The organism is Janthinobacterium sp. KBS0711, from assembly GCF_000988085.1.
Classification (GTDB): Bacteria; Pseudomonadota; Gammaproteobacteria; order Burkholderiales; family Burkholderiaceae_D; genus Janthinobacterium; species Janthinobacterium lividum_E.
On the sequence record NZ_LBCO01000035.1, the window covers coordinates 573,725 to 597,727 of the forward strand.

Annotated in this window: 25 protein-coding genes and 1 tRNA gene; 10 read left to right on the forward strand and 16 right to left on the reverse strand. The window is 59.6% G+C overall.

Features of this window, described 5'->3' with window-relative positions:
* The first annotated feature begins 6 nt into the window (after positions 1-6).
* Positions 7-786: an IclR family transcriptional regulator gene (locus tag VM94_RS25735; RefSeq protein ID WP_046685991.1), complete on the forward strand. Its 780-nt coding sequence runs from the start codon at positions 7-9 to the stop codon at positions 784-786.
* A gap of 31 nt (positions 787-817) precedes the next feature.
* Here VM94_RS25735 and pbpG read toward each other — a convergent pair whose 3' ends face one another.
* The 3 genes from pbpG to VM94_RS25750 all read right to left on the reverse strand — a co-directional run bounded on the left by pbpG (position 818) and on the right by VM94_RS25750 (position 3,725).
* Positions 818-1,891: a D-alanyl-D-alanine endopeptidase gene (gene pbpG / locus VM94_RS25740; RefSeq protein WP_046685992.1), complete on the reverse strand. Its 1,074-nt coding sequence runs from the start codon at positions 1,889-1,891 to the stop codon at positions 818-820.
* Between the two features lie 177 nt (positions 1,892-2,068).
* A complete protein-coding gene (locus VM94_RS25745; protein ID WP_046685993.1) occupies positions 2,069-2,788 on the reverse strand; it encodes a nitroreductase in 720 nt (239 codons plus the stop codon).
* A 19-nt stretch (positions 2,789-2,807) separates the two neighbouring features.
* Positions 2,808-3,725 carry a DMT family transporter gene (locus tag VM94_RS25750; RefSeq protein ID WP_046685994.1) on the reverse strand — a complete coding sequence of 306 codons (918 nt, stop codon included), beginning with the start codon at positions 3,723-3,725 and terminating at the stop codon, positions 2,808-2,810.
* 351 nt (positions 3,726-4,076) lie between these two features.
* Between VM94_RS25750 and VM94_RS25755 the strand changes: the two genes are divergently transcribed.
* Positions 4,077-4,643 (forward strand): phasin family protein, encoded by a 567-nt coding sequence (locus VM94_RS25755; RefSeq protein WP_046685995.1) that lies wholly within the window; start codon positions 4,077-4,079, stop codon positions 4,641-4,643.
* 115 nt (positions 4,644-4,758) lie between these two features.
* Here VM94_RS25755 and VM94_RS25760 read toward each other — a convergent pair whose 3' ends face one another.
* The 7 genes from VM94_RS25760 to VM94_RS25795 all read right to left on the reverse strand — a co-directional run bounded on the left by VM94_RS25760 (position 4,759) and on the right by VM94_RS25795 (position 12,169).
* A complete protein-coding gene (locus tag VM94_RS25760) occupies positions 4,759-5,481 on the reverse strand; it encodes an ABC transporter ATP-binding protein (RefSeq protein ID WP_138829074.1) in 723 nt (240 codons plus the stop codon).
* 11 nt (positions 5,482-5,492) lie between these two features.
* The gene (locus VM94_RS25765; RefSeq protein WP_046685997.1) at positions 5,493-6,266 is read right to left on the reverse strand and encodes an ABC transporter ATP-binding protein; all 774 of its coding nucleotides are present in this window, start codon (positions 6,264-6,266) and stop codon (positions 5,493-5,495) included.
* 12 nt (positions 6,267-6,278) lie between these two features.
* Positions 6,279-7,496, reverse strand: coding sequence for an ABC transporter permease subunit (locus VM94_RS25770; protein ID WP_046685998.1), 1,218 nt, complete (start codon positions 7,494-7,496; stop codon positions 6,279-6,281).
* Between the two features lie 22 nt (positions 7,497-7,518).
* The gene (locus VM94_RS25775) at positions 7,519-8,448 is read right to left on the reverse strand and encodes a branched-chain amino acid ABC transporter permease (protein WP_034747477.1); all 930 of its coding nucleotides are present in this window, start codon (positions 8,446-8,448) and stop codon (positions 7,519-7,521) included.
* A 297-nt stretch (positions 8,449-8,745) separates the two neighbouring features.
* Positions 8,746-9,693 (reverse strand): 4-hydroxy-3-methylbut-2-enyl diphosphate reductase, encoded by a 948-nt coding sequence (gene ispH, locus VM94_RS25785; protein WP_034747471.1) that lies wholly within the window; start codon positions 9,691-9,693, stop codon positions 8,746-8,748.
* A 9-nt stretch (positions 9,694-9,702) separates the two neighbouring features.
* The gene (locus tag VM94_RS25790) at positions 9,703-10,158 is read right to left on the reverse strand and encodes an FKBP-type peptidyl-prolyl cis-trans isomerase (RefSeq protein WP_034747468.1); all 456 of its coding nucleotides are present in this window, start codon (positions 10,156-10,158) and stop codon (positions 9,703-9,705) included.
* A gap of 118 nt (positions 10,159-10,276) precedes the next feature.
* A complete protein-coding gene (locus tag VM94_RS25795; protein ID WP_046686000.1) occupies positions 10,277-12,169 on the reverse strand; it encodes a DUF4038 domain-containing protein in 1,893 nt (630 codons plus the stop codon).
* A 245-nt stretch (positions 12,170-12,414) separates the two neighbouring features.
* Between VM94_RS25795 and radC the strand changes: the two genes are divergently transcribed.
* The 3 genes from radC (at position 12,415) to rpmG (ending at position 13,763) form a co-directional block, all read left to right on the forward strand.
* Complete coding sequence (radC, locus tag VM94_RS25800) at positions 12,415-13,089, forward strand: RadC family protein (RefSeq protein ID WP_046686001.1); 675 nt, start codon at positions 12,415-12,417, stop codon at positions 13,087-13,089.
* A gap of 247 nt (positions 13,090-13,336) precedes the next feature.
* Positions 13,337-13,573, forward strand: coding sequence for a 50S ribosomal protein L28 (gene rpmB, locus VM94_RS25805; RefSeq protein WP_010400928.1), 237 nt, complete (start codon positions 13,337-13,339; stop codon positions 13,571-13,573).
* A gap of 22 nt (positions 13,574-13,595) precedes the next feature.
* Positions 13,596-13,763, forward strand: coding sequence for a 50S ribosomal protein L33 (rpmG, locus tag VM94_RS25810; protein WP_010400929.1), 168 nt, complete (start codon positions 13,596-13,598; stop codon positions 13,761-13,763).
* 140 nt (positions 13,764-13,903) lie between these two features.
* Here rpmG and VM94_RS25815 read toward each other — a convergent pair whose 3' ends face one another.
* The 5 genes from VM94_RS25815 to VM94_RS25835 form a co-directional block, all read right to left on the reverse strand.
* Positions 13,904-15,112 (reverse strand): DesA family fatty acid desaturase, encoded by a 1,209-nt coding sequence (locus VM94_RS25815; protein WP_046686002.1) that lies wholly within the window; start codon positions 15,110-15,112, stop codon positions 13,904-13,906.
* A gap of 132 nt (positions 15,113-15,244) precedes the next feature.
* On the reverse strand, positions 15,245-16,603 hold the full coding sequence (locus VM94_RS25820) for a mechanosensitive ion channel family protein (protein WP_046686003.1): 1,359 nt from the start codon (positions 16,601-16,603) through the stop codon (positions 15,245-15,247).
* A gap of 125 nt (positions 16,604-16,728) precedes the next feature.
* Positions 16,729-18,048, reverse strand: coding sequence for an RsmB/NOP family class I SAM-dependent RNA methyltransferase (locus VM94_RS25825; protein WP_046686004.1), 1,320 nt, complete (start codon positions 18,046-18,048; stop codon positions 16,729-16,731).
* Positions 18,049-18,069: 21 nt separating this feature from the next.
* Entirely contained in the window at positions 18,070-18,678 is a 609-nt protein-coding gene (gene purN / locus VM94_RS25830) for a phosphoribosylglycinamide formyltransferase (protein WP_046686005.1), read from the reverse strand.
* Between the two features lie 156 nt (positions 18,679-18,834).
* Complete coding sequence (locus VM94_RS25835) at positions 18,835-19,233, reverse strand: barstar family protein (protein ID WP_034747450.1); 399 nt, start codon at positions 19,231-19,233, stop codon at positions 18,835-18,837.
* 401 nt (positions 19,234-19,634) lie between these two features.
* Here VM94_RS25835 and VM94_RS25840 point away from each other — a divergent pair, with 401 nt between their 5' ends.
* The 5 genes from VM94_RS25840 to VM94_RS25860 all read left to right on the forward strand — a co-directional run bounded on the left by VM94_RS25840 (position 19,635) and on the right by VM94_RS25860 (position 23,485).
* Complete coding sequence (locus tag VM94_RS25840) at positions 19,635-20,147, forward strand: glycine zipper 2TM domain-containing protein (RefSeq protein ID WP_034785134.1); 513 nt, start codon at positions 19,635-19,637, stop codon at positions 20,145-20,147.
* Positions 20,148-20,235: 88 nt separating this feature from the next.
* Complete coding sequence (locus VM94_RS25845; RefSeq protein ID WP_046686006.1) at positions 20,236-21,024, forward strand: spermidine synthase; 789 nt, start codon at positions 20,236-20,238, stop codon at positions 21,022-21,024.
* Positions 21,025-21,071: 47 nt separating this feature from the next.
* A complete protein-coding gene (locus VM94_RS25850) occupies positions 21,072-22,838 on the forward strand; it encodes a GspE/PulE family protein (protein ID WP_046686007.1) in 1,767 nt (588 codons plus the stop codon).
* A 68-nt stretch (positions 22,839-22,906) separates the two neighbouring features.
* A tRNA-Lys gene (locus VM94_RS25855) sits at positions 22,907-22,982 on the forward strand.
* Between the two features lie 104 nt (positions 22,983-23,086).
* Positions 23,087-23,485 carry a hypothetical protein gene (locus VM94_RS25860; protein WP_046686008.1) on the forward strand — a complete coding sequence of 133 codons (399 nt, stop codon included), beginning with the start codon at positions 23,087-23,089 and terminating at the stop codon, positions 23,483-23,485.
* 14 nt (positions 23,486-23,499) lie between these two features.
* On the opposite strand, the gene VM94_RS25865 is transcribed toward VM94_RS25860, so the two are convergent.
* Complete coding sequence (locus VM94_RS25865; RefSeq protein WP_046686009.1) at positions 23,500-24,003, reverse strand: hypothetical protein; 504 nt, start codon at positions 24,001-24,003, stop codon at positions 23,500-23,502.

Below are 24,003 nucleotides of genomic sequence, written 5' to 3' on the forward strand. Positions count from 1 at the left end.
TCCATCATGAAAATTGAACCGGTCGCTGCCCCGAAGACGACGATCCAGGTGATCGAACGCATGGTCGCCCTGCTCGATGCCCTGGCCAAATATTCCGACCCGGTCAGCCTGAAGGAATTGTCCAAAGTATCGGGCCTGCACCCCTCGACGGCGCACCGCATCCTCAACGACATGGTGCTGACGCGTTTTGTCGACCGCATCGAACCGGGCACGTACCGGCTGGGCATGCGCCTGCTGGAACTGGGCAATGTGGTGAAAAGCCGCCTCAGCGTGCGCGAAGCGGCGCTGGACTTCATGCGCCAGCTGCACAAGAAAACCCAGCAAACGATCAACCTGTCCGTGCGCCAGGGCGACGAGATCGTCTACATCGACCGCGCCTTTTCCGAACGCTCGGGCATGCAGGTGGTGCGCGCCATCGGCGGCCGCGGCCCGCTGCACCTGACCTCGACCGGCAAGCTGTTCCTCTCCGTCGATGAGCCGAAAGCCATCCGTGCTTACGCCACGCGCACGGGCTTGGCCGGGCACAACAAGAATTCCATCACGGATCTGCAAAAACTCGAGCGCGAACTGAGCCTGGTACGCGAACGCGGCTATGCGCGCGACAATGAAGAGCTGGAACTGGGCGTGCGCTGCATGGCCGCCGGCATCCGCGACGATTCCGGCAAGCTGATCGCGGGCCTGTCGATCTCGGCGCCAGCCGACCGCCTGCAGGATGAGTGGCTGGTGGACCTGGTGGAAACGGCCAACCAGATTTCCGTCACCCTGGGTTTTATCCCGCAAGACTAAAAAACAGGGCAGCAACGCCGCCCTGTTTCTTTTATCCGCCTGGCAGACTCATGTTGGCAGGCTTGAGGGCTTCCAGCCACTTGCGCATGCGCCCCGCATCGGCCGTGCGCGACTGTTTTCCCTTGGAATCGAGGAAGACCATGATCACGGCCCGTCCTTCGATGACGGCCTGCATCATCAAGCAACGTCCCGCCTCATTGATGAAGCCCGTCTTTTGCAAGCCGATCTCCCAGCCCGGGTTGGCCACCAGGTGATTCGTATTGCCAAACTGCATGGGCTGGCCGCTGGCTTCGACGATGGCTTTCGGGTCCGTCGAGTACTCGCGCAGCAGCGGATGGCGGAAGGCGGCCATGGCCAGCTTGCCCAGGTCGCGCGCGCTGGCCACGTTCATTTTCGACAGGCCGCTGGAATCGACGTAATGCGTATCCATCATACCCAGCTGGCGCGCCTTGCTGTTCATGGCGTCGACAAACGCCGACAAGCCGCCCGGATAATTGCGGCCCAGCGCCGAGGCGGCCCGGTTTTCCGAGCTCATCAGGGCGATGTGCAGCATATTCGCGCGCGTCAATTGCGAGCCCACTTTCAGGCGCGAGCTGCTGAACTTGGCGCGGTCGACGTCCTCGTCCGTGATCGTCAGCAATTCATCCATGTCCTGGTGCGCTTCGACCACCACCAGGCCCGTCATCATCTTGGTGATGGAGGCAATGGGCAGGGCGACATTCGAATTCTTTTCAAACAGCACTTCCGAATTGGCCTGGTCCAGCACCAGCGCCACGCTCGACTTGAGGTCGAGCGGATCGCGCGTGAGGTTCAGGCCGGCCAGGTCGCCCATGGTGGGCATCGGTGCGGCCATGGGCACGGCCACGCTGCTGATTTTTTGATAGATGACCTTGCGTTTGCCGCGCACCATGACGACCCGGCGCACGCTCTTTTCGCGCGGCGCGGCCGTCGCGCCCTTGCGCAGCACGACTTTGACTTTCTTGGTGTTGTGTTTCTTGGAGGCTGAGGATTTGCCGTTCGCTTCCTTGGCGTGCACGGCCGCAGCCGGCGCCAGTGCAAACAGCAGGGAAGCCAGGACACCCAGCGCAAGTTTAAACTTAGCCATTCGATAATTCCCCGTGAAGCTGTTGCCTTATTGCAGTGTAGCGAAATGCAGAGTAATCGCAAGCCTATTTAACAGTTACGACAGTATTTATTGCAGTACTGAAATACAAATCGTTGGCGATCAGCAAACAAGCTCATCCTTAATCGGCTATTTGCCTGTGCGCATCGCCAGTAATGCCTATTTGTCCATGAATTTAACAAAGCCGGCCAGCGGCTCGCGTTCCGTGCTCAGGCGGTTCTCGATTTTGTCCGGATCGGCATAGCCAAGGGCCATGCCGCACACCACCATTTCGCTGGCCGGCACGCCCAGTTCGTCGCGAATGATGTCATGGTAATGGATGAAGGCCGCCTGCGGGCACGTGTCGAGCCCGCGCGCGCGCGCCGCCAGCATGATATTTTGCAAGAACATGCCGTAGTCGAGCCAGGAACCCTGTTCCAGCACCCGTTCGATGGTAAAGATCAGGCCGACGGGCGCATCGAAAAACTGGAAATTGCGTCCATGCTGGGCAGCCATGCCAACCGTATCGCCCCGCTCCAGGCCCAGCAGCTGATACAGGTCCAGGCCGATCTTGCGGCGGCGTTCGATAAACGGCGCCGTCCACTGGCGCGGGTAATAGATATATGACGCCGTGCGCGCGGGCGCATCGGGCGCCTTCGGTGCGGCATAGACGTCGAGGATGCGGCGCGACAGGCGCGCGCGCGCCTCGCCCGACAGCACATACACTTTCCACGGCTGCATGTTGGCGCCCGAGGGCGCGCGCGCCGCCACTTCCAGGATGCGCGCGATATCGTCCTGCGCCACCGGCGTGGGCAAAAAGGCGCGAATCGAACGACGCGACAGAATGACGGCGTCGACGGTTTGCTGCGCCGCCTGTGTTTCAGATGCTTGCTGGTTCACTGCCCTGCTCTCCTGCTCTCTACTTCTTGACGACAAACACCACGCCAACCACGGCCACCAGCATGCCGGCGATGCCCAGCATATTGAATGCTTCGCCAAACATCAGCCAGGCCATCACGGCCGTCGTGGGCGGCGTCAGGTACAGCAAGCCCGTCACTTTCGTGGCGTCGCTGCGGCGGATCAGGGCGAACAGCAGGAAGATGGCGCCGATGGACAGCACGAGTACCGACCACAGCAAGGCGCCGATGAAATTCGCCGTCCATTGCACATTGCTGAAATGCAGGTCCAGCCCTTCGTAATACAGGGCGAATGGCAAGACCACGACGATGGAGGCGGCAAACTGCACCACCGTGCCGGTGCGCAAGTCGAATTGCGGACAGTGGCGTTTTTGGTACATGGTGCCTGCCGTCATCGACAGCAGGGCGAACACGCACAGCAGCACGCTTTCCACGGTCAGGCCCACGAGGTTGATCTTCGCATACACGACGAGGGCCACGCCCAGCAAGCCGAAGAACAGGCCCAGCCACTGGCGCGGGCGCACGGATTCACCGATCAGCGGTGCGGCGCAGGCCGTCAACACGGGCTGCATGCCCACGATCAGGGCGGACAGGCCAGCCGGCATGCCCAGTTTGATGGCGCACCAGACGCCGGCCAGATAGCCCGCTTGCATCAAGATGCCGGCCACGGCGATCTGGCGGAACTGTCCCACGGGCCACGGCGCGCGCAACAGCAGCACCAGCGGCAGCAGGATCACCAGCACACCCAGGAAGCGCAGCAGCAAAAAGGTCAGCGGGGGCGCGTACGGCAGGCCGAACTTGGCGACGATAAAACCTGTGCTCCATAACAACACAAAGAAGCCAGGCAAGGCCATCGGCGTCAGAGTGGTCAGAAAAGAGGCTTTGCCGCTGGCGCCAGCCGCGGCGGGAAGATTGGACATGGTATCAACTCGGGAAACAGGATCGGCACCGGAGCGCTGCGCCAGTGCGGGAGGCAAAGTCTAGCATGCTGCGCCGCGATCGTCCCCGTAGCCGCTGGAAATGATAGTTTAGGCATAAACCATTGACACCTAGAAATCAAATATTTCTCTTTAGAAACAATGACTTTTGATGCAAATCTATTCAATTGTTGCATCGCACAAGAAACGCTTGACTTCGTTTTTTTTAACCGTAGAATAGGGTTTGTTGCGTTGCACAATTCTTGTTCAGCTTGAAAAATTTAGATTCACCTGCTTTCCCAAACGGTACACGCAGCATCAAATTAACCAGATTTCGATTTTTTGGAGATTTATATGTTTTCAATTCCTGAGCAATTTTCGTCCGCTACCAAAGCCAACCTGGAAGCCCAATTCGCCCTGTTCTCGTCGCTGACGGGCAAAGCCTTCGAAGGCATCGAAAAGATCGTCGAACTGAACCTGACCGCCGCCAAAGCGACCCTGGAAGAATCGACCGCCGCCGCCAAGCAATTGCTGTCGGCAAAAGATCCACAAGAATTCTTCTCGCTGAGCGCTGCTCAAGCCCAGCCTAGCGCCGAAAAAGCCATCGCTTACGGCCGTCACCTGGCTGCCATCACGTCCGGCACCCAAGCCGAGTTCAGCAAAGCAGCTGAATCGCAAATCGCTGAAACCAACCGCAAGGTAATTTCGCTGGTGGAAGAAGTTACCAAGAACGCGCCAGCCGGTTCGGAAAACGCCGTCGCCATCCTGAAAAGCGCCATCGGCAACGCCAACGCAGGCTACGAGCAATTCTCGAAAACCAGCAAGCAAGCCGTCGAAGCCATCGAAGCGAACCTGGCATCGGCCGTGAACCAGTTCACGCAAGCAGCTGAAAAAGTCGTGCCACGCGCTGCCGCCAAGTAATTCCTGCGCGACCGCTACGGCGGTCCGCTGCACTAGCTCCTCCAGGCATCCATCCCGTACTTCCCCGACGGATGCCATTATGCCCCAGCCCAGCTGGGGCATTTTTTATGCGCGCTTACTCGCCCAGATACGCCGCCTTCACGCGCGGGTCATCGAGCATGGCGGCCGCGTTGCCACCCATGGTGACCAGGCCGGAATCCATCACATAGCCGCGGTGCGCCGCTTGCAGGGCCAAACGGGCATTCTGTTCGACCAGCAAGATCGTGATGCCTTCGGACGACACCTTGCGGATTACCTCGAAGATTTTCTCGACCATGATGGGCGACAGGCCCATCGACGGCTCGTCGAGCAGCAGCAATTTCGGATGACTCATCAAGGCCCTCGCCATGGCCAGCATCTGCTGCTCGCCGCCCGATAAAGTGCCGGCCATCTGCGCCGCCCGTTCCTTCAGGCGCGGGAACACGTCGAACCACTTGGCGATATCGTCCTCGACACCGGCCTTGTCCGTGCGCGTGTAAGCGCCCATCATGAGGTTTTCGCGGATCGACATGCGGGTAAACACGCCCCGCCCTTCCGGCACCATGGCCAGTTTTCTTTCCACCAAATGAAACGATTTCGTCCCCTTGAGTGATTCGCCCAGGTAACTGATCGTACCTTCGACCTTGCAGGCCGGCAAAGTGCCCGTGATGGCTTTCAAGGTCGTCGTCTTGCCGGCGCCGTTCGCGCCGATCAAGGCGATCAGCTCGCCCTCGTTCACTTCCAGGTCGATGCCTTTCACGGCCTTGATGCCGCCGTAGGCCACGTGCAGGCCCGATACCTTCAATACATTCTTGTTCAAGCCATCGTTACTCATGCGTGCGATCCTCCCAGATAAGCCTCGATGACGGCCGGGTTCTGTTGTATTTCGGCCGGCAAGCCTTCGGCGATGCGCTTGCCATACTCGAGCACCGTGATGCGGTCGCACAGTCCCATCATCAGTTTCACGTCGTGCTCGATCAACAGCACGGTCTTTCCTTCAGCCTTGATTTTCACCAGCAGCTCGCGCAGGGCCAGCTTTTCCGTCGCGTTCATGCCGGCCGCCGGCTCGTCGAGCGCCAGCAGTTGCGGGTCGGTGGCCAGCGCGCGGGCAATTTCCAGGCGCCGCTGGTCGCCGTACGACAGGAAGCGCGCCGTGCGGCTGGCGAACTGGGCGATGCCGACGAAGTCGAGCAGCTCCATGGCCCGCGTGCGGATCGACGCCTCTTCCTCGCGCGCCGCCTTGTGGCGGAAGATGGCGCCGAACACGCCCTGATGCGAGCGCACATGACGTCCCACCATGACGTTTTCCAGCGCCGTCATGTCGCCAAATAAACGGATGTTCTGGAAGGTACGCGCAATACCCGCCTTGGCCACCTTGTGCGGCGCGGATGGTGAATACGGCTTGCCGGCCAGCTCGAAAGTGCCCGTGTCGGGCTGGTACAGGCCCGTGATCACGTTGAAAAACGTCGTCTTGCCGGCCCCGTTCGGGCCGATCAAGCCATAGATCTGGCCTTGCCGGATGGTGATGCCCACGTCGGTGAGCGCCTGCAAGCCGCCAAAACGTTTATTCACGCCGGCAATATTGAGAATGATCTGTTCGCTCATGCTATCCCTCCCTTAAGCGGACACGACGCCGGTGGATTTGTTGGGCTGGTCGACGTCGTGGTCGGGCCGGTCCTCGTGCTTCGGCGATGGCCACAGGCCCGCAGGACGGTTGAGCATGATCAAGACCATGGCCAGGCCGTACAGCAACTGGCGCAATACTTCCGCCTCGATCACTACATGGCCGAACAGCGCCTGCTGGGCCGGTTCCACCACGTGGCGCAACACTTCCGGTATCGAAGCGAGGATCACGCCGCCGAGGATCACGCCGGGAATGTGGCCGATGCCGCCCAGCACCACCATGGCCAGCACGGCGATCGATTCCGTCAAGGAAAACGATTCCGGCGAGACAAAGCCCTGGAACGAGGCAAACATGGCGCCGGCCACGCCGCCGAACGAGGCGCCCATGGAAAAGGCCAGCAATTTGACGTTGCGCGTATTGATGCCCATGGCCTTGGCGGCGATCTCGTCTTCGCGGATGGCCACCCAGGCACGGCCCAGGCGCGAATGCTGCAGGCGCTTGGTGACGAACACAACAGCGATGCACAGGAACAGGAACAAAAAGTAATAGGCGTTCACGGACGGCATGGAAAAGCCGGCCACCGTGACGGTGCTGTTGGTGCCCGCCTCGCCCGCCAGATTGACGCCGAAGATGCGGATCGGGTCGATCAGATTGATGCCCTGCGGCCCATTCGTGAAGTTGATCGGGTCATTCAAATTGTTCATGAAGATGCGGATGATCTCGCCAAAGCCCAGGGTGACGATGGCCAGGTAGTCGCCGCGCAACTTGAGCGTAGGCGCGCCCAGCAGGGCCCCGAACAGGCCCGCCACGGCAGCGGCCAGCGGCACGATGATCCAGATCGACAAATGGATGCCGTTTTCGCGGATTTCCGGCCCCATCAGCTGCACCAGGGTCTCGCCCAGCACCGGATATTGATTCACCACCGATTCGAGCAGGATGGCGAACTGGGGCGACGCCAGCAAGGCCGTCAGATAGGCGCCCACGGCATAGAAGGCGATGTAGCCGAGGTCGAGCAGGCCGGCAAAGCCGACGACGATGTTCAAGCCCAGGGCCAGCATGATGTACAGCAAGGCCATGTCGATGATGCGTACCCACGAGTTGCCGAACTGGGCGGCAAAGAACGGGAACACCACCAGCAGCGCGGCCAGGCCCAGCATGCCGGCGTAGGCCTTGGCGGGATTCTTTTTTGCGTCGAAATCGAGTAGTGCCATGGTTTAATCTCCCAGTTTCACATCAGGCACGGTCGGCCACGCGTTCGCCCATGATGCCGGACGGGCGCAGGGTCAGCACGATGATCAGCACGACGAAGGCAAAGATATCCTGGTAATGGCTGCCCAGGAAGCCGCCCGTGATGTCGCCGATATAGCCGGCACCCAGGCTCTCGATAATGCCCAGCAAGATTCCGCCCAGCATGGCGCCGTAGATATTGCCGATGCCGCCCAGCACCGCCGCGCAGAACGCCTTCAAGCCGGGAATGGCACCCATGGAAAATTGAATGGAGGCATAGTTGGCGCCCCACATCACGCCCGCCACGGCCGCCAGCGCGGCGCCGATGGCAAAGGTGGCCACGATGACCTTGTCGGAATCGACGCCCATCAGCCCTGCCACGCGGGGGTTTTCCGCCGTGGCGCGCATGGCGCGGCCCATGCGGGTTTTTTCCACCAGCAACACCAATCCGCCCATCGACAGCGCGGCCAGGGCCAGCAGCAGCACTTGCGTTTGCGAAATCACGGCGCCGCCTATGTTGATAGGGTCGGTCGACAGCAATTGCGGGAAGGGCAAGGGATTGCGCGTCCAGATCATCATGGCGAAGGTTTGCAGCAGGATGGAGACGCCGATGGCGGTAATCAGAGGGGCGAGGCGGGGGGCGTTGCGCAGGCGGCGGTAGGCGACCCGCTCGATGATGATGTTGACCAGAATACAGATGGGGATGGCACCGAGGATGGCCGTGGCCAGTTTCAGATAGCCGGGCCAGTCCGGCACATAAATGCCCAGCAGCTTGAGGATGGTCAAGCCCACCATGGCGCCGATCATGAGCACGTCGCCGTGGGCGAAGTTGATCAGGTTCAGCACGCCGTACACCATGGTGTAACCGAGGGCGACTAAGGCATACATGCTGCCCAACACCAAGCCGTTAATAATCTGCTGGATGAATGTATCCATGATTGCCCTATCAAATATGCATTTTTCGGGAACAACTTCCGCCAGAACACGGGTCGCTGATACAAAAACGGCACCGGAGGAAGAATTCCTGCAGTGCCATCCCTGGACCGTTCTCACCAGCATGGTGCACGCACTCAAAACGGGCGTGACCTCGCTTAGTCATAACGACAACATATTCAAGCTTGAGGCAATCATAACGATCTTTTGCAAAAACTAAACTTGGAATAAAACGATCATTTCCGAATTAAATTCGGTTTTGAGGTAACTATTTCATCGATACTCAACAGCCGTACAGACTCAGGCGACGTCGCGCTTGATGCCATCGAGGCCTTTCGGCATCGGGAACGTGACGGCTTCCTGCACGCCGTCAAGCGGGCGCACGCTCTTCACGCCGCACTCTTTCAAGCGGTCGATGACGGCTTGCACGAGCACCTCGGGCGCCGAGGCGCCAGCCGTCACACCCACGCGCAGCTTGCCTTCCAGCCAGGCGGGATCGATCTGCGAGGCATTGTCGACCATGTAAGCAGGCGTGCCCATCTTGTCTGCCACTTCGCGCAGGCGGTTCGAATTCGAGCTGTTCGGGCTGCCCACGACGATCACCACTTCCACCAGCGGCGCCATGAATTTGACGGCTTCCTGGCGGTTCGTGGTGGCGTAGCAAATGTCGCCTTTTTTCGGCTCGGCGATATTCGGATATTTCGCTTTCAAGGCCGCAATAATGTCGCTAGTGTCGTCAACTGACAACGTTGTTTGCGAAACATAGGCCAGGCTCTCCGGATTGGCGACCTGCAATTTCGCCACATCGTCGAGCGTTTCCACCAGATGCATGCCCATATCGGCCTGGCCCATCGTGCCTTCGACCTCGGGATGGCCATCGTGGCCGATCATGATGATCTCGCGGCCTTCGCGGCGCATCTTGCCCACTTCCATGTGCACCTTGGTAACGAGCGGGCAAGTCGCGTCAAAAATGCTCAGGCCGCGCGACTCCGCCTCGGCACGCACGGCTTTCGACACGCCATGGGCGGAAAACACGAGCGTATTGCCAGCAGGCACGTCATCGAGGTCGTCGATGAAGATGGCGCCCTTGTTGCGCAAGTCGGCCACCACATAGGCATTGTGGACGATTTCATGACGCACATAGATCGGTGCGCCAAATTGCTGCAAGGCGCGTTCGACGATTTCGATCGCCCGGTCGACGCCAGCGCAGAAACCGCGGGGCTGGGCCAGTAACAGTTCTTTATCCATCGCTACTCCTTACAGGACCGAAATGAGCTTGACTTCAAAACGCAGCGGCTGACCCGCCAGCGGATGATTGAAGTCGAACAGGGCCGAGTCGTCGCGCAGTTCGCGCAATACGCCGGCAAAGCGGCCGCCGCCCGGCGCGGCGAAGTCGACCAAATCGCCGATCTTGTAGTCGGCACCAGGCACCGAGTTCTCGTCCAGCGTCGCGCGCGAGACAGATTGCACCAGCTCGGGATTGCGCTCGCCAAAGCCTTCGCCCGCCGCCAGCTCGAACGTCTGGTGCGTGCCTTCAGGCAAGCCCAGCAAACGCTGCTCAAGGAATGGCGCCAGTTGGCCCTGTCCCAGCATCAAGGTCGCGGGATTTCCGCTGAAGGTAGTGACAATATCAGTACCGTCAACAGTAGCAAGACGATAATGCAGGGTGAGGTAAGCCGCTTCGGTGACGACTGCTGGTTGCTCGTTGGACATAGTGGTTTTCAAGTAACTGGTGCAAAACGATATTGTAAGCCACCCTGAGCCAGCGCGCCCCATGCCATCTCGGCGCGGCCATGCTTTTGTCAAAAAACATGGCCGCGGGCCCTTTCACTTATCCGACATTGACGTACACCAACTGGCCAGGCGAGGTGGCGTGATTGCCAAAGCCGGAACTGTCTTCCAGGTTGCCGTCAAGCTTCCAGCGCCCCACGGGCCGGTTCACGATGCCATACTGACCATAGTCATACACTTCCTTGGGCGTCAGCACGCGGTCGTACAAAATGACGTCCGACAACTGCCAGGAGGGCGTGCCCTGCTCCAGCGCGTGCACGGGGCGACCGATCAGGAGGGGTGTGCCGGTAGCATTCAAGAATGGCGGCGCCATGTTTTGCAAACTCTGATACATGAGGAAATCATCCACATACAGGCTGATGCGTCCATCATGCTTGGCGGTGTAGGTGCAGCGCAGCCAGCGGTTGGCGATATCCACTTTCGCACCGTGCCCATTGCTGTTGGCACCTAGGCCACCAAACCCGTCGTTATCCCATAAATGCAGGAAGGTGTTGATACCACTCTCCCCGGTCGTAAATTTTTGCAGAAGCGCCCAGCCCTTCATATTCGATTGGCGCTTGATGAAAGCCAGTTCTAGATCCTTGATCGAGGAGATTGCCTGTTGCCGGATGCAATACGACAGCGAAAAATCCCCGCTCTCGTAGCGCACGGACGACGGCACGGTCAACATCAAACCAGGCTGGAATTGCAAGGTCTTCGTCACGCCGAAACAGGGCTTGGGCGGTGCCGGACGCATGGCATCTTCGCCGCGCAAGGCGTCCCAGACAGCTTTGCGTTTGTTACTGAACGTCGGCGTCTGTACCAGGTTCATGCCTTTGCTGTCCATGGTTGCCCCCGCATTCCAGGCCCAATAACACGCCAGTTGCACGCCCGTACGGCGTATGGCGCTCAACAAGGCATGCAGGTTGTCTTGCCGTTCGGTATCTTGCAACGCTTTCTCTTGCTCTTCCGATAAGCAAAAGCTGCCAAGGTAATACGGCTTGCCCAAGGCATGGGCCGCACGCTGCATCACTTGCAGATAGGCGAGCGAGGAGGAAATAAAATCAGCGGGCAAATCCGCGCTTCCATCCAGGGCGCTGCTGACATATTCATTATTCAAGAACAGGTTTTCACAAATACAGTCGACCGGATCCGGATTCATCAATGGCAGGGTTTCCGCGATGTATTGTTCGAGGGTTCCCTTGTGCGGTATATAAGCGGGGATTCCTGCATTACCAGAGGAAATCATCCGCGCCAGGGCATCGTTGTCACGCAGCAATTGCGCCGTCTCCTGGATGATTTCACGGGCGGCATTCAAGTCAATCTCGGTTACCCCCTTCAATTCCTGCGCGGCCATCCAGGCAGCGATGCCAGCGTGGTTGCTGTAGCGCTGCGCAAAAGCCTTGGCAAAAGCACGCATGTAGCGGCGTGTTTTCGATTGTGGATTGAGCAGTGCGGCGCGCGCGGCGGCATCGTGCTCGGGCGGCGTGGCTCCCGTAGCGCCCGCTTCCCCTACCAACTCCGGCACGGCGTAAGGATTCCAGAATGGGCAGGCGATGATGCCGATGCCATTGGCCAGCGCGCAATCGAGCAGCGCCTGCACCGCCTCCCAGTATTCGGGATTGATATTGAGCGCGAGTAGCGTGTTATCGGTTGCAAACGTTGGATTTCCGACAACGTGGTCCCAGACCTGATGGCCCGTACCTTTAGCCACTCTGCCGTTAAATGGCGCCACCATCACCTGGATGTACTTGAAGCCGTTGGCCGCAAGATAAGGCAAATCCGTGCTGTAATCAGGATTCTCCACGTCCGGCGTCAACGGTGCGGTAGCGCTCCATTGACGGCGCTCCAGATACGCGTGCGAATTGAGGCCGATGCCACTGACCTTGCCCGTATTGACGCCGGCGGCGTTGAACTCTTGCATGACTCCATTGATAACTTTGATGTACGGCATGACGACTCCTGTAAAACAAGTGGAAGACATTGAGTTCAGGGCCCTGACTCCCCGTCGCTGAAACTTGCATGGAATGCAACGACAGGCAAATGATAGCGCCTGAAAATAACCGGGCCGGGCATATTGGCTTTTGTTTTTTTAGCATGACCTGACATAAAGACGAGCTAGCGCAGCATGGCCGCCCGGGGAAGGCGCGACAATCATCGGCAGGCGCCACGACCAGCTGAGCGCACCGGGGAGGCAACATGGGCATCAAGGATTGGCCGGCCGGCGAACGGCCGCGCGAACGCCTGATCGAGGATGGCGCGCAATCGCTGTCGGACGCGGAATTGCTGGCCGTATTCCTGCGCACGGGCGTGCGCGGCAAGAGCGCCGTGGAGCTGGCGCGCGATACGGTCGAGCACTTCGGTTCCTTGCGGGGCCTGTTTGGCGCCAGCCTCGTGAGTTTTTCCGCCGTGCATGGCATGGGCAGCGCCAAGTTTGCTCAGCTGCAAGCCGTGCTGGAACTGGCGCGGCGCGCCATCATTGAGGATTTGCAGGCGGGCCAGGCCCTCAATTCGCCGCACGCGGTGAAAGATTACTTGCGCCTGACCCTGGGCCACCTGGCGCATGAAGCATTCCACGTGTTGTTTTTGGACGTCAAGAACCGCCTGATCACCAGCCAGGAAATGTTTCGCGGTACCCTCACCCACACCAGTGTGTATCCGCGCGAAGTGGTCAAGCAGGCGCTGCTGCACAACGCGGCCAGCGTCATGCTGGCGCACAATCACCCATCCGGCACGCCCGAGCCCAGCGAATCGGATTTATTACTGACGCGCGCACTGGTGCAAGCGTTGTCGTTGGTGGACGTGCGCATCCTCGACCATTTCGTCGTGGCAGGGCGGCAAGTGCATTCGTTCGCGGAACATGGGCAAATCTAGGCCAGAGCCCGCTCCACCGCAGTTAACCATGTGTAAACAAGGACATACGTGACAACGGCAACAGGCTTGTCTAGCAGTAAACAACGCTGTTTACAAGTGCTTTCCCCTATGAGGGAAGGTAAAAGTTAAATTGTTAAATTATTTCAATACAACACGACACAATTGTTTTTCGCAAGTCATTGATAAATCTGCTTATTTTGGATATACTCTCGTTTTTCCAATTTGGAATATCTTTAAGGAGTGCGCCATGGCACGTGTTTGCCAAGTCACTGGGAAGAAGCCGATGGTCGGCAACAATGTTTCCCATGCAAACAACAAAACCAAACGTCGTTTTTTGCCTAACTTGCAGAATCGTCGTATTTTTGTTGAATCTGAAAACCGCTGGGTCTCCCTGCGTTTGTCCAACGCCGGTCTGCGCGTCATCGATAAAGTCGGCATCGACGCCGTATTGGTCGATATGCGCGCTCGTGGCGAAAAAGTCTAATTAGCAGAATAAGGGAGCTATCATGGCAAAATCAGGCCGCGACAAAATCAAGTTAGAATCGACCGCCGGTACGGGTCACTTCTACACGACTACCAAAAACAAGCGTACGACGCCTGCGAAAATGGAGATCATGAAATTCGATCCTAAAGCACGCAAGCACGTAACGTACAAAGAAACCAAAATCAAGTAATTGATCTTGTGTTCTGTAAAAAGAGCCGCTCCGATGAGCGGTTTTTTTTCGCCCTGATTTTTACGCCCTTCCCTCTCCCGTTTGTCAGAACGAAAAAAAAGCCCTGGAAACCAGGGCTTTGATATGTTGCGGCAGCTTACTCAGGCATAGCTGCGCAGGCGCAAGGAAAAATCCTGCAGCGACTTGATGCCCGACGCTTCGGCGCGCGTGCACCAGTCTTGCAGTTTTTGCAGCAACTGCTCGCGCGTAAAGTGCGAACGCTCCCAGATGGCGCCCAGTTCCACGCGCATGTGGTGCATGGTTTCCAGCGCCTTGCTGTGCTGGAACAGTTCCGACAACTGTTCGTGGTGCGCATCGGCCAGCTTGCCCGGTTCGCGCTGCATCAGCTTGCGCGACGACTTCAGGAAGCGCTTTTCCAGTTCCGCCTTGTGTTTCAGGTGTTCCAGCTCTTCCTTCCAGGCATGCTTGATCGATTTCGCGTACTTGGCCATCACATCATAACGGTTGGCGATGACCGACTGCAATGTCTCGAAGTCCGCTTCCAGCTTGCCGTGCGAGAACTTCGGTTCCGGCGCCAGCTTTTTCACCTTGGCCAGGCCCAGCATTTCAAGCGCGCGGATGTACGCCCAGCCGATATCGATTTCATACCATTTCGACGACAGCTTGGCCGACGTCGCATACGTATGGTGATTGTTGTGCAACTCTTCGCCGCCGATCAGGATGCCGAAAGGAATGATGTTGGTGGCCGCGTCGGCGCAATCGTAGTTGCGGTAGCCCCAGTAGTGGCCGATGCCGTTGATGATGCCGGCGGCCGTGATCGGAATCCACATCATTTGCACGGCCCACACGGAAATGCCGATCACGCCGAACAACACGAAATTGATGACGAACAGCGATACCACGCCCAGCCAGCTGTATTTGGTGTACAGGTTGCGCTCGATCCAGTCCGTCGGCGTGCCGTGGCCGTACTTGGCCATGGTTTCCATGTTCTTCGATTCAGCGCGGTACAGCTCGGCGCCTTCCCAGAACACTTTCTTGATGCCGCGCGTCACGGGACTGTGCGGATCTTCTTCCGTATCGCACTTGGCATGGTGCTTGCGGTGGATGGCCGCCCACTCCTTGGTGACCTGGCCCGTCGTCAGCCACAGCCAGAAACGGAAGAAATGGCTGGGCAGCGCATGCAATTCCAGCGCGCGGTGGGCCTGGTGGCGGTGCAGGTAAATCGTGACGCTGGCGATCGTGATGTGGGTAACCACCATGGTGTACAGGAAAACTTGCCATGCGGACAGATCGGTAATGCCAGTTGCCATGAACTGCAAAACGTCGTGTAAAACGGAACTCAATGTCATTACTACTACTCCAAGTGGACAGGGCGTGGCACGGTCGCTCCAGTGACTCTGGAGGTCCGGCAGAGTTAATTTTAGGCGTGATTGTACGCCCTAATGGGTGCTATCAGGCAAAATCGGAGGCAGGCAGCGAGGTTAAGGCTGGGTGCCGGATGGCGCGGACTCACCGTCTGCCGCGCTGGAGAGCGGGGCAGGAGGCGTACCAACAATACGCAATTCGCGTTGCGGAAACGGTACAGTGACCTTATGTTCCTGCAAGGTGCGCCAGATGGCGCGGTTCACATTCGACTTCACGCCGCCCGTGCCGTTTTCCGGATCCGCGATCCAGAAGCCGATCTGCACATCGAGGCCGTCGGCGCCGAAACGCACGAGGGTGGCCGATGGCGGATTGCTTTGCGACACACGCGGCACCTTGGCGGTCGCCGCTTCCAGCAAGGGGAAGATGACGTCCAGGTCCGTTTCGTAACCCACCGACACGGCCGTCGACAGCCAGACCATGCGGTTGCTCAGCGACATGTTCTGCACGCCGCCGGAAATCAGCATTTCATTGGGCACGATGGATTCAACCCCATCGCCACCCAATAACACAGTATAGCGCGTATTGATCTGCGTGACCTTGCCCGTAAATTGACCCACCGTGATCATGTCGCCGATGGTGAGGCTGCGGTCGAGCAGGATAATGAAACCGGAAACAAAGTTGGCGGCGATCTTTTGCAAGCCGAAACCCAGCGCCACGCCGAAAGCGCCGCCAAATACGGACAGTACCGTCAGGTCGATGCCCACCAGCGACAGGCTGACCAGCACGGAAACGAGGATCAGCACGGCGCGTCCCATGCGCGACAGCACCACGCGCAAGGAAGTGTGCAGGCCCTGCATTTTCATCAGGCGCTCGTCGAGCGATGTGCCGGCCCACATGGCCAGCACCAGCAGCACGGCTACGGAAATAGCGGCTTGCAAGATGGCAGCCACGGACACCTTGTTGCGTCCCAGCGGTACGACGATGCTTTCCAGGAAGGCATGCAGTTCCGGCCACAGGCCCGTGATGTACAGGGCCATGCCGGCCCACACCACGACCGTGAAGATCTTTTCCAACAACAACATTGTGGGGCTGATGTCGCCATGGCGGGCAAAAATGCGGCGAAGCACATAAAAACCGAAGCGCACCAGCGCCATCGACGTGCACAGGGGGATGGCGATGCTGAGTAAGTTCACCGACTGGAACTTGGCCAGGAAATGCTGCGCAATGCCCAGCAGCATGGCCGCCAGCACAGGCGTCAGGATGCGGATAAAACTATCGGTGCGCTGCAAGGTTTCCGGCGTGGCCGGCGTGGCGGCCGCTTCCGCCCGCTGGTGCAGGAACACGCGCAACTGCCGCACCAGCAGCCAGCTCAGGGCCAGGCAGCCGACGATGACCAGCGCCTGCCACAAAATGGCCGGCTGACGGAAATCGTCGACAAAATCAGTGATCAGGTTGAGCAGCGGGGTTTCATTCATGGCGGATGGAGTCTGGAAGGTGGTGCGGGAAAATAACCGGGCGAGGTGCCCACAGCGTGCACCAGACTGGCTGGCACAAGTGCATGGCCACCGCTGCGATGCTGCAGCGATGGCCGGTGACAAACTTATTCGGCTGGCTCAGCGTCAACGTCGTCGGCCGGTTTTTTATCGGCGTAGACTTTTTTCGGCATGACCTTGCGCTCGAACACGGCGGCGAAGAAGCCGTCGGTCTGGTGCAGATGCGGCAACAATTTCAGGTAGTCGCCCATTTCCAGCTCGATCTTCTGCTCGGCCAGCACTTTGCTCATCGGCACCAGGGTGAAGTCCGGATGGGCCGCCAGGAATTGCTCGGCGATAAAATCGTTTTCTTCGTTCAGGAAGCTGCAGGTGGCGTACACCAGGCGGCCGCCGCCCTTGACCAGGCGCGCCGCGCCAGCCAGGATGGCTGCCTGCTTGGCTTGCAGCTCGACGATCGAATTCGGCTGCTGGCGCCATTTCACGTCCGGATTGCGGCGCAGGGTGCCCAGGCCGCTACATGGCGCATCGACCAGCACGCGGTCGATCTTGCCGGCCAGGCGCTTGATCTTGGCATCGCGCTCATGCGCGATCTGCACCGGATGCACGTTCGACAGGCCGCTGCGGGCCATGCGCGGCTTCAGCTTGGCCAGACGCTTTTCCGACACGTCGAATGCGTACAAACGGCCCGTGTTGCGCATCAGCGCGCCCAATGCGAGCGTCTTGCCGCCCGCGCCGGCACAGAAATCAACGACCATCTCGCCGCGCTTGGCGCCGACGATCTGCGACAGGATCTGGCTGCCTTCATCTTGCACTTCGATGGCGCCGCTCTGGAACAATGGCAGGTTTTGCAGCGATGGCTTCTTGATCACGCGCAAACCCAGCGGCGCGAACGGCGTCGGCGTGCTGAGGATCGGCGCTTCGGCCAGGGCCAGCATCACGTCGTCACGCGTGGCCTTGAGCGAGTTCACGCGCAAGTCCAGCGGCGCCGGCGCGTTCAGCGCATCGGCCAGCTTCATGGTTTCCGCTTCGCCGAACTGGGCGATCAGCTTGTCGAACAGCCAGGTCGGCATGTTGGCGCGCATGTTCGACGGCATCAGGCTGCGGTCGATCTGCGTGATGCGTTCCAGCCATTCCACTTCTTCTTCCGTCAGGCCGCCCAAGGAGTCCGCACCGACGGCTTCGGCCAGGCCGAGGATGGTCAAACGGCGCATGGTCGGGCCACTGCCCGCTTCGGCGAAGTCCGTGAAGAACGATTTGTTGCGCAGGACGGCATAAATGCCTTCGGCGATGGCGCCGCGTTCGCGCGAACCGAGGCGCGGATGGTCGCGGAAATAGCGCGACAGGGTGGTGTCGGCCGGGGCCGTGAAACGTAAAATTTCGCGCAATACTTCTTCAGCATTGGCAAGTATCGCTGGTGGCAATCTCATTGTTATTCTTTCTGTAATATTTTATTGAGGGTCCACGCGGACCTGGCCATGCTCGACTGACAGTTTATCGTCAATGAACAGGCGGATGGCGCGCGGGTAAAGCAGATGTTCCTGTACCAGCACGCGCGCCGATAAGCTCTCTTCTGTGTCGCCTGGCAAGACGGCGACTTTCGCGCTCGCCACGGCGGGGCCATGATCGAGCTCGGCAGTCACGAAATGCACGGTCGCGCCGTGTTCCGTTACACGAGCCTCGAGCGCCTGGCGGTGCGTCGCCATGCCCGGGAACAGCGGCAGCAGCGACGGGTGGATATTGAGCATGCGCCCCGCGTAATGCTCGACGAAGGGCGGCGTCAGGATGCGCATGAAACCGGCCAGCACGACCAGGTCGGGGGCAAAACCGTCGATCACGGCTTGCAGCGCCGCATCGAACTGTTCGCGGCTGGCATAATCCTTGTTGGCAACGACTGCGGTCGCTATCCCATGTTCCGCGGCAAAAACCAATCCCAGGGCATCGGCCCGGTTACTGATGACGGCGGCAATACGGGCTGGCCATTGCTCGGCTTGCGCCGCGCGTACGACCGCTTCCATGTTGCTGCCGCGTCCGGAAATGAGGATAACGATATTTTTCATAGCGCGCATTGTACCCGCTATGGCGATGCGAACCAAGAAAGGCCGGCGATATTGTTGCGTCGCAACATGATCGCACAACAAGCGCTTGCGCCGGACAATGCTGCCTGCCAAGCCGGAAAAAGGCTGATTTTACGCCATCACAACGTGAGTAAGTGTTTACTCGAACGAATAGAAGACGCGGAACGGGACTTTCTTCTCGGCCCAGTAGTCGGCCGCGTCGCGGAACACGTCGAGCAGGATCTCGCGCGCTTCCTTGTCGAATTTTTGCGTATTTGGCAATTGCTCGAGCACCACCAGAAAGCCCGTCTGCGTGCCGGCCTTGAACATGGTGTCCGTCAGGCACAGGCGCAGGGCATCGAAATTTTTCGCCAGGTTTTTCGGAAACAGGAATGCTTCTGCAATAATGCCGATGACTTGTTGTTTGGTCTGTCCAGCGTTGCAATGCGCATATAAAAAGTGCTGCCCGAGACGGATCGCCTCGTCTTGTAATTCGGTCACGCGAAAGGCACGGATGGACTGGACAAGGTTGGGCGGCACGGTTAGTAACAAACTCATTTTTCCCTCAAATCGACCTGTTATGTATGGATCTCTTCTAGCTGCTCTTCTTATTGCATCCCCGCATGCGGGTCAATGCGCACGCGGTGATTCGATCTGTATCAACTTTTATGCGATTCAGTGCGATTTTATATAAGCCATACGCGTATTAGGGTAACGTGTTGTCCTGCATGAATCAACCCGAATATGATGTCAAACGCAAGATTTGTTACAAACCGCTGGTTTCAAGTCATTTCAACATCTTGTATCGATTGAAAGTGCATGTTACAGACTGTGGGGCAAGGGACTTGGGCTGTTACATTTTGTTGCTAGGCGAAACACTTGTCCCGGCCTGGCGGGATTACTATAGTCCCAAGTTGTAAAAAATACCCTGAAAGATTCTCTAGATAACGAGGTTACAAATGAACTTGCAAGCCAAATTGATGATGTCAGCCCTTTGTATCGGTGCATTGCCACTCGCCCAGGCCGCCGACTTTGAAGATTTCGGCAAGGTCGTGCGCGTCGTGCCGCAAGTGGAACAGATCAACCGTCCACGCCAGGAATGCCGTACGGAATACGTGCAAGTCCAGGCGCCGCCGCAACAGCGCAGCGCTGGCGGCTCCATCGTCGGCGGTATCGCCGGTGCCCTGCTCGGCAGCCAGGTCGGCGGCGGCAATGGCCGCACGGCCGCGGCAGCCGCTGGCGCGATTGCCGGCGCCGTCGTCGGCGACCGTGTCGACAACCAGAACAATTACCAGGGCGGCATGCAGGAACAAGCCGTCAAGCAATGCCGCCAGGTCGACCACTGGGAATCGCGCAACAATGGCTACCAGGTCACCTACGACTACCGCGGCCGCAACTACACGAGCATCATGTCCTACGATCCGGGCGAGCGCATCCGCTTGCGCGTATCGATCGAACCAGCTCAGCAATAACTCAGTATTGGGCGTATTAAAATGCCGATCCCTAAGGATCGGCATTTTTTATGGCACGCTATAATGCGGCACACTTTCAGGCCGCCTTATGCTTATCAAACGAAAATCCATCGAACAAGTCGAATCCTCGCGCCCCGCGCGCAAGCCCCGCTACGCCCCTGTCACCCTGTCGGAAATGGATGGCGTGCGCTATCTGCATTTCGGCACGGAATGGGTGCAGGGCGCCATGCGCATCCGCAAGCCGGACTGGCCGGAACTGGAATACGCGCAGCAGATGATGGCGTGGATGCTGTGGATCGAGCAACCGCAGCGTCTCGCCCAGCTGGGCCTGGGCACGGCCGCGCTGACCAAGTTCTGCTACCGCCAGTTCCCGCAGGCGCAAGTCGAGGCCATCGAACTGAACCCGTCCGTCATCACCATCTGCGAATCGATGTTCAAGCTGCCGCCCAACGACGAGCGCCTGCATGTGCGCGAGATGGATGCGCTCGACTATGTCAACGACGACGCCAATCACGGCACCCTGGACGCCCTGCAGGTGGACCTGTATGACGCCACGGCGCGCGGTCCCGTGCTCGACAGCGCCGATTTCTATGCCGCCTGCTGCGCCTGCCTGGCGCCGCACGGCATCATGACGGTCAACCTGTTCGGCGACCATCCCAGCTACGCGAAAAACATCAAGGCGATGAAGTTTGCGTTTGAACAGGTGATCTGCCTGCCGGAAGTCCATGATGGGAACGTGGTGGCGATCGCTTTCAAGACGAAAGTGCCACTCGATACCGAGGCGCAAGCCGCCCTGCTCGAGCGTGCAAAACAGATCGTCGCCGAGACCAAGCTGCCCGCCAAATCCTGGGTCAAGGGCATCGTCAGCACCCTGTAAGCGCCGGTTTATCCAGGCAAGGCCGGCAGCCAGGAAAGGCGCCGGCCATGCCCGCTTCCCATCCGCCCTCTCCCGCTTCTCCCAATACCTCGCTGGCACTGCCGCAACTGCTGGCCTGGCTGCAGGAAGACGGCATGCTCGATGCGGCGCAAGCGGCGGCCATCGCTGCCCAGGCCGCCCTGCTGCCCGCGCCGGCCATGCATCCGCTGTGCAGCATCGCCCACGGCGCACTGACGCTCGACACCCTGTGCGCGTGGCTGGCGCAACGCTCCAGCTTGCCGTATGTGCACATCGATCCCCTGCACATCGATTTCAGCCAGGTGGCCGACGTCATGACGGCCGGCTATGCGGCCCGTTTCAACATCCTGCCAGTGGAAAGCACGCCGGAACGCATCGTCATCGCCACGGCGCAGCCGTATGCGCTCGCCTGGCAGGCGCAGCTGGGGAATCTTGCGCCACGCAAGCTGAGTCTGGTCATCGCCAACCCGCTGCACATCGCCGACGCCATCGCGCAATTTTTCAGCCTGGCCAGCTCCGTCAAGGTGGCCCGCCAAGCGTCCACGCAAGACCTGGCGCTGCGCCACAATTTCGAACAGCTGGTGGAACTGGGGCGCAACAAGACCAGCCTGGACGCCAACGACCAGCACGTGGTGCGCATCGTCGACTGGCTGTGGCAATACGCGTTTGCCCAGCGCGCTTCCGACATCCATCTGGAACCGAAGCGCGACGCGGGCCTCGTGCGCCTGCGCATCGACGGCCGCCTGCACCAGGCCTATCAGCTGCCGCCCGTCGTGCTGCTGGCCATGACGGCGCGCATCAAGTTGCTCGGGCGCATGGACGTGGTGGAAAAGCGCCGCCCGCAAGATGGCCGCATCAAGACGCGCAATGCGCAGGGCCAGGAAGTCGAACTGCGGCTGTCGACCTTGCCCACGGCCTTCGGCGAAAAGCTCGTCATGCGCATCTTCGACCCGGAAGTGGCCGTCAAGAGCCTGTTTGACCTGGGCTTTCCGCCGGCGGATGCCGAACGCTGGCGCCAGCTGACGGCGCGCACGCACGGCATCGTGCTGGTGACGGGCCCTACCGGCTCGGGCAAGACCTGCACGCTGTACAGCACCTTGAAGGCGCTGGCCAGCAGCGAAGTCAATGTGTGCACGGTGGAAGACCCCATCGAAATGGTCGAGCCGGCCTTCAACCAGATGCAGGTGCAAACCCAGGCCGGCATCGAACTGTCGTTTGCCGATGGCGTGCGGGCACTGATGCGGCAAGATCCCGACATCATCATGGTGGGAGAAATCCGTGACCTGGCCACGGCCGAGATGGCCATCCAGGCGGCGCTGACGGGCCACCTGGTACTGTCGACCCTGCACACCAATGACGCGCCCTCGGCCGTCATGCGCCTGCTGGAACTGGGCGTGCCCGCCTATCTGCTGGAAGCGTGCCTGATCGGCGTGCTGGCGCAGCGATTGCTGCGCTGCCTGTGCCCGGACTGCAAACAGCTGGATGCCGCCCCGGGCGCCGCCGCATGGCAACGCCTGACGGGCGGCCAGCTGGAGCGCCCCCACGAAGCCTACCGCCCCGTCGGCTGCGCCCTGTGCCGGCACAGCGGCTACCTGGGGCGCGCCGGCATCTACGAACTGCTGAGCGTGACGGAAACGTTCGGCCAGCTGGTCAAGGCCGGCGCCGACCTGCACGCGCTGCGCCGCCAGAGTCTGCTCGACGGCATGACGCCGCTGCGCATCGCCGGCGCCCGTAAAATCATCGATGGCACGACCAGCATCGATGAAGTGTTGAAACTCACGGCAGCCCTGCATTAGCAAGCCAGCACTTTCTAGCAGGAATGCTTTGCATTCTTTTTCAACTGATATATAATGCGGCCTCTTTCGGGTCGTTAGCTCAGCTGGTAGAGCAGCGGACTTTTAATCCGTTGGTCGCAGGTTCGAATCCCGCACGGCCTACCACGAATGCGCAGTACTAAAAAGCCTATCCTCACGGATGGGCTTTTTTCGTTTCCGGCGCTCGCGGTTATACTGGCTCTTCGTCTTGCCAGCCCTGAAAGAAACGCATGAAACTTGCCGCCACCCTCCTCCTGGCCACCGCCTGCCTGTCCGCACAGGCGCAGCCACCGATCGTGCTCGACGGCCAGTACAGCGCGCGCACGGACGAGATGAGCCTGCAAATCATCGGCAACCGCGTCTGCTTCGCGCCCGACAAGGCGCAGTGGGGCCGCTTGCCCCGCCCTGCCGCCACGCACGATGCGTGGTTTTGTTTCAGCAACGATGGCGAGGCACGCCGTCTGCTGCGTGTGCCCGCGCGCCAGGCCGACAATTGCGGCTGGCAAGCGCGTGCCCGCATCGTCATCGACAGCTATCAACCGTATGTGGAGCAAGGCGACGGCAACGACACGGCGCGCCTTGCGTCGATCATCAAAGTGGCGCAGCCGAACGCCATCGCCTGCGAATAGTAAGTTTACCTACGCTAATCGAGTTCGTATTCCTGCAGATAGCGGGCAAACAGTTCCCCATCGGCCAAGGGACACGCAAACCCCGCGCCCCAGTCCGCCAGCAGCAAACGCTCTTTCAAGGGCAGCAGCAACAGCTCGGGCATGGCGTCGCTGCACCACAGGTCGCACACGATGCCCTTGTCGTCCAGGCCGGCAAACAAGGTCTCCGTCTTCTCGCCGCCAAAGGCCAGCACGTTCTTGCATTCCACTCGGTAGGTGCTGTAACCCGTGTAAACGGCGTCATACGGCGGCAAGACGTCCGCCAGCGCCAGCCGCAGCTGATCCGCCGTGAGGCCCAGCGCGCCCATCTGCGACGGCGGCGCCTCGGGCACGTACATCTGCGTCCAGCCGGCGCCGCTGCGGTGCGCGTCGGCAAACGCCTCTTGCTCGCCCATCTGCGTCAGACAGTGCTGCAAGTTATCCAGCGGCAGCAGTTCGATCATGCAAAAATCGTCTTCGTGGTAGTACGCTTCCCGCAT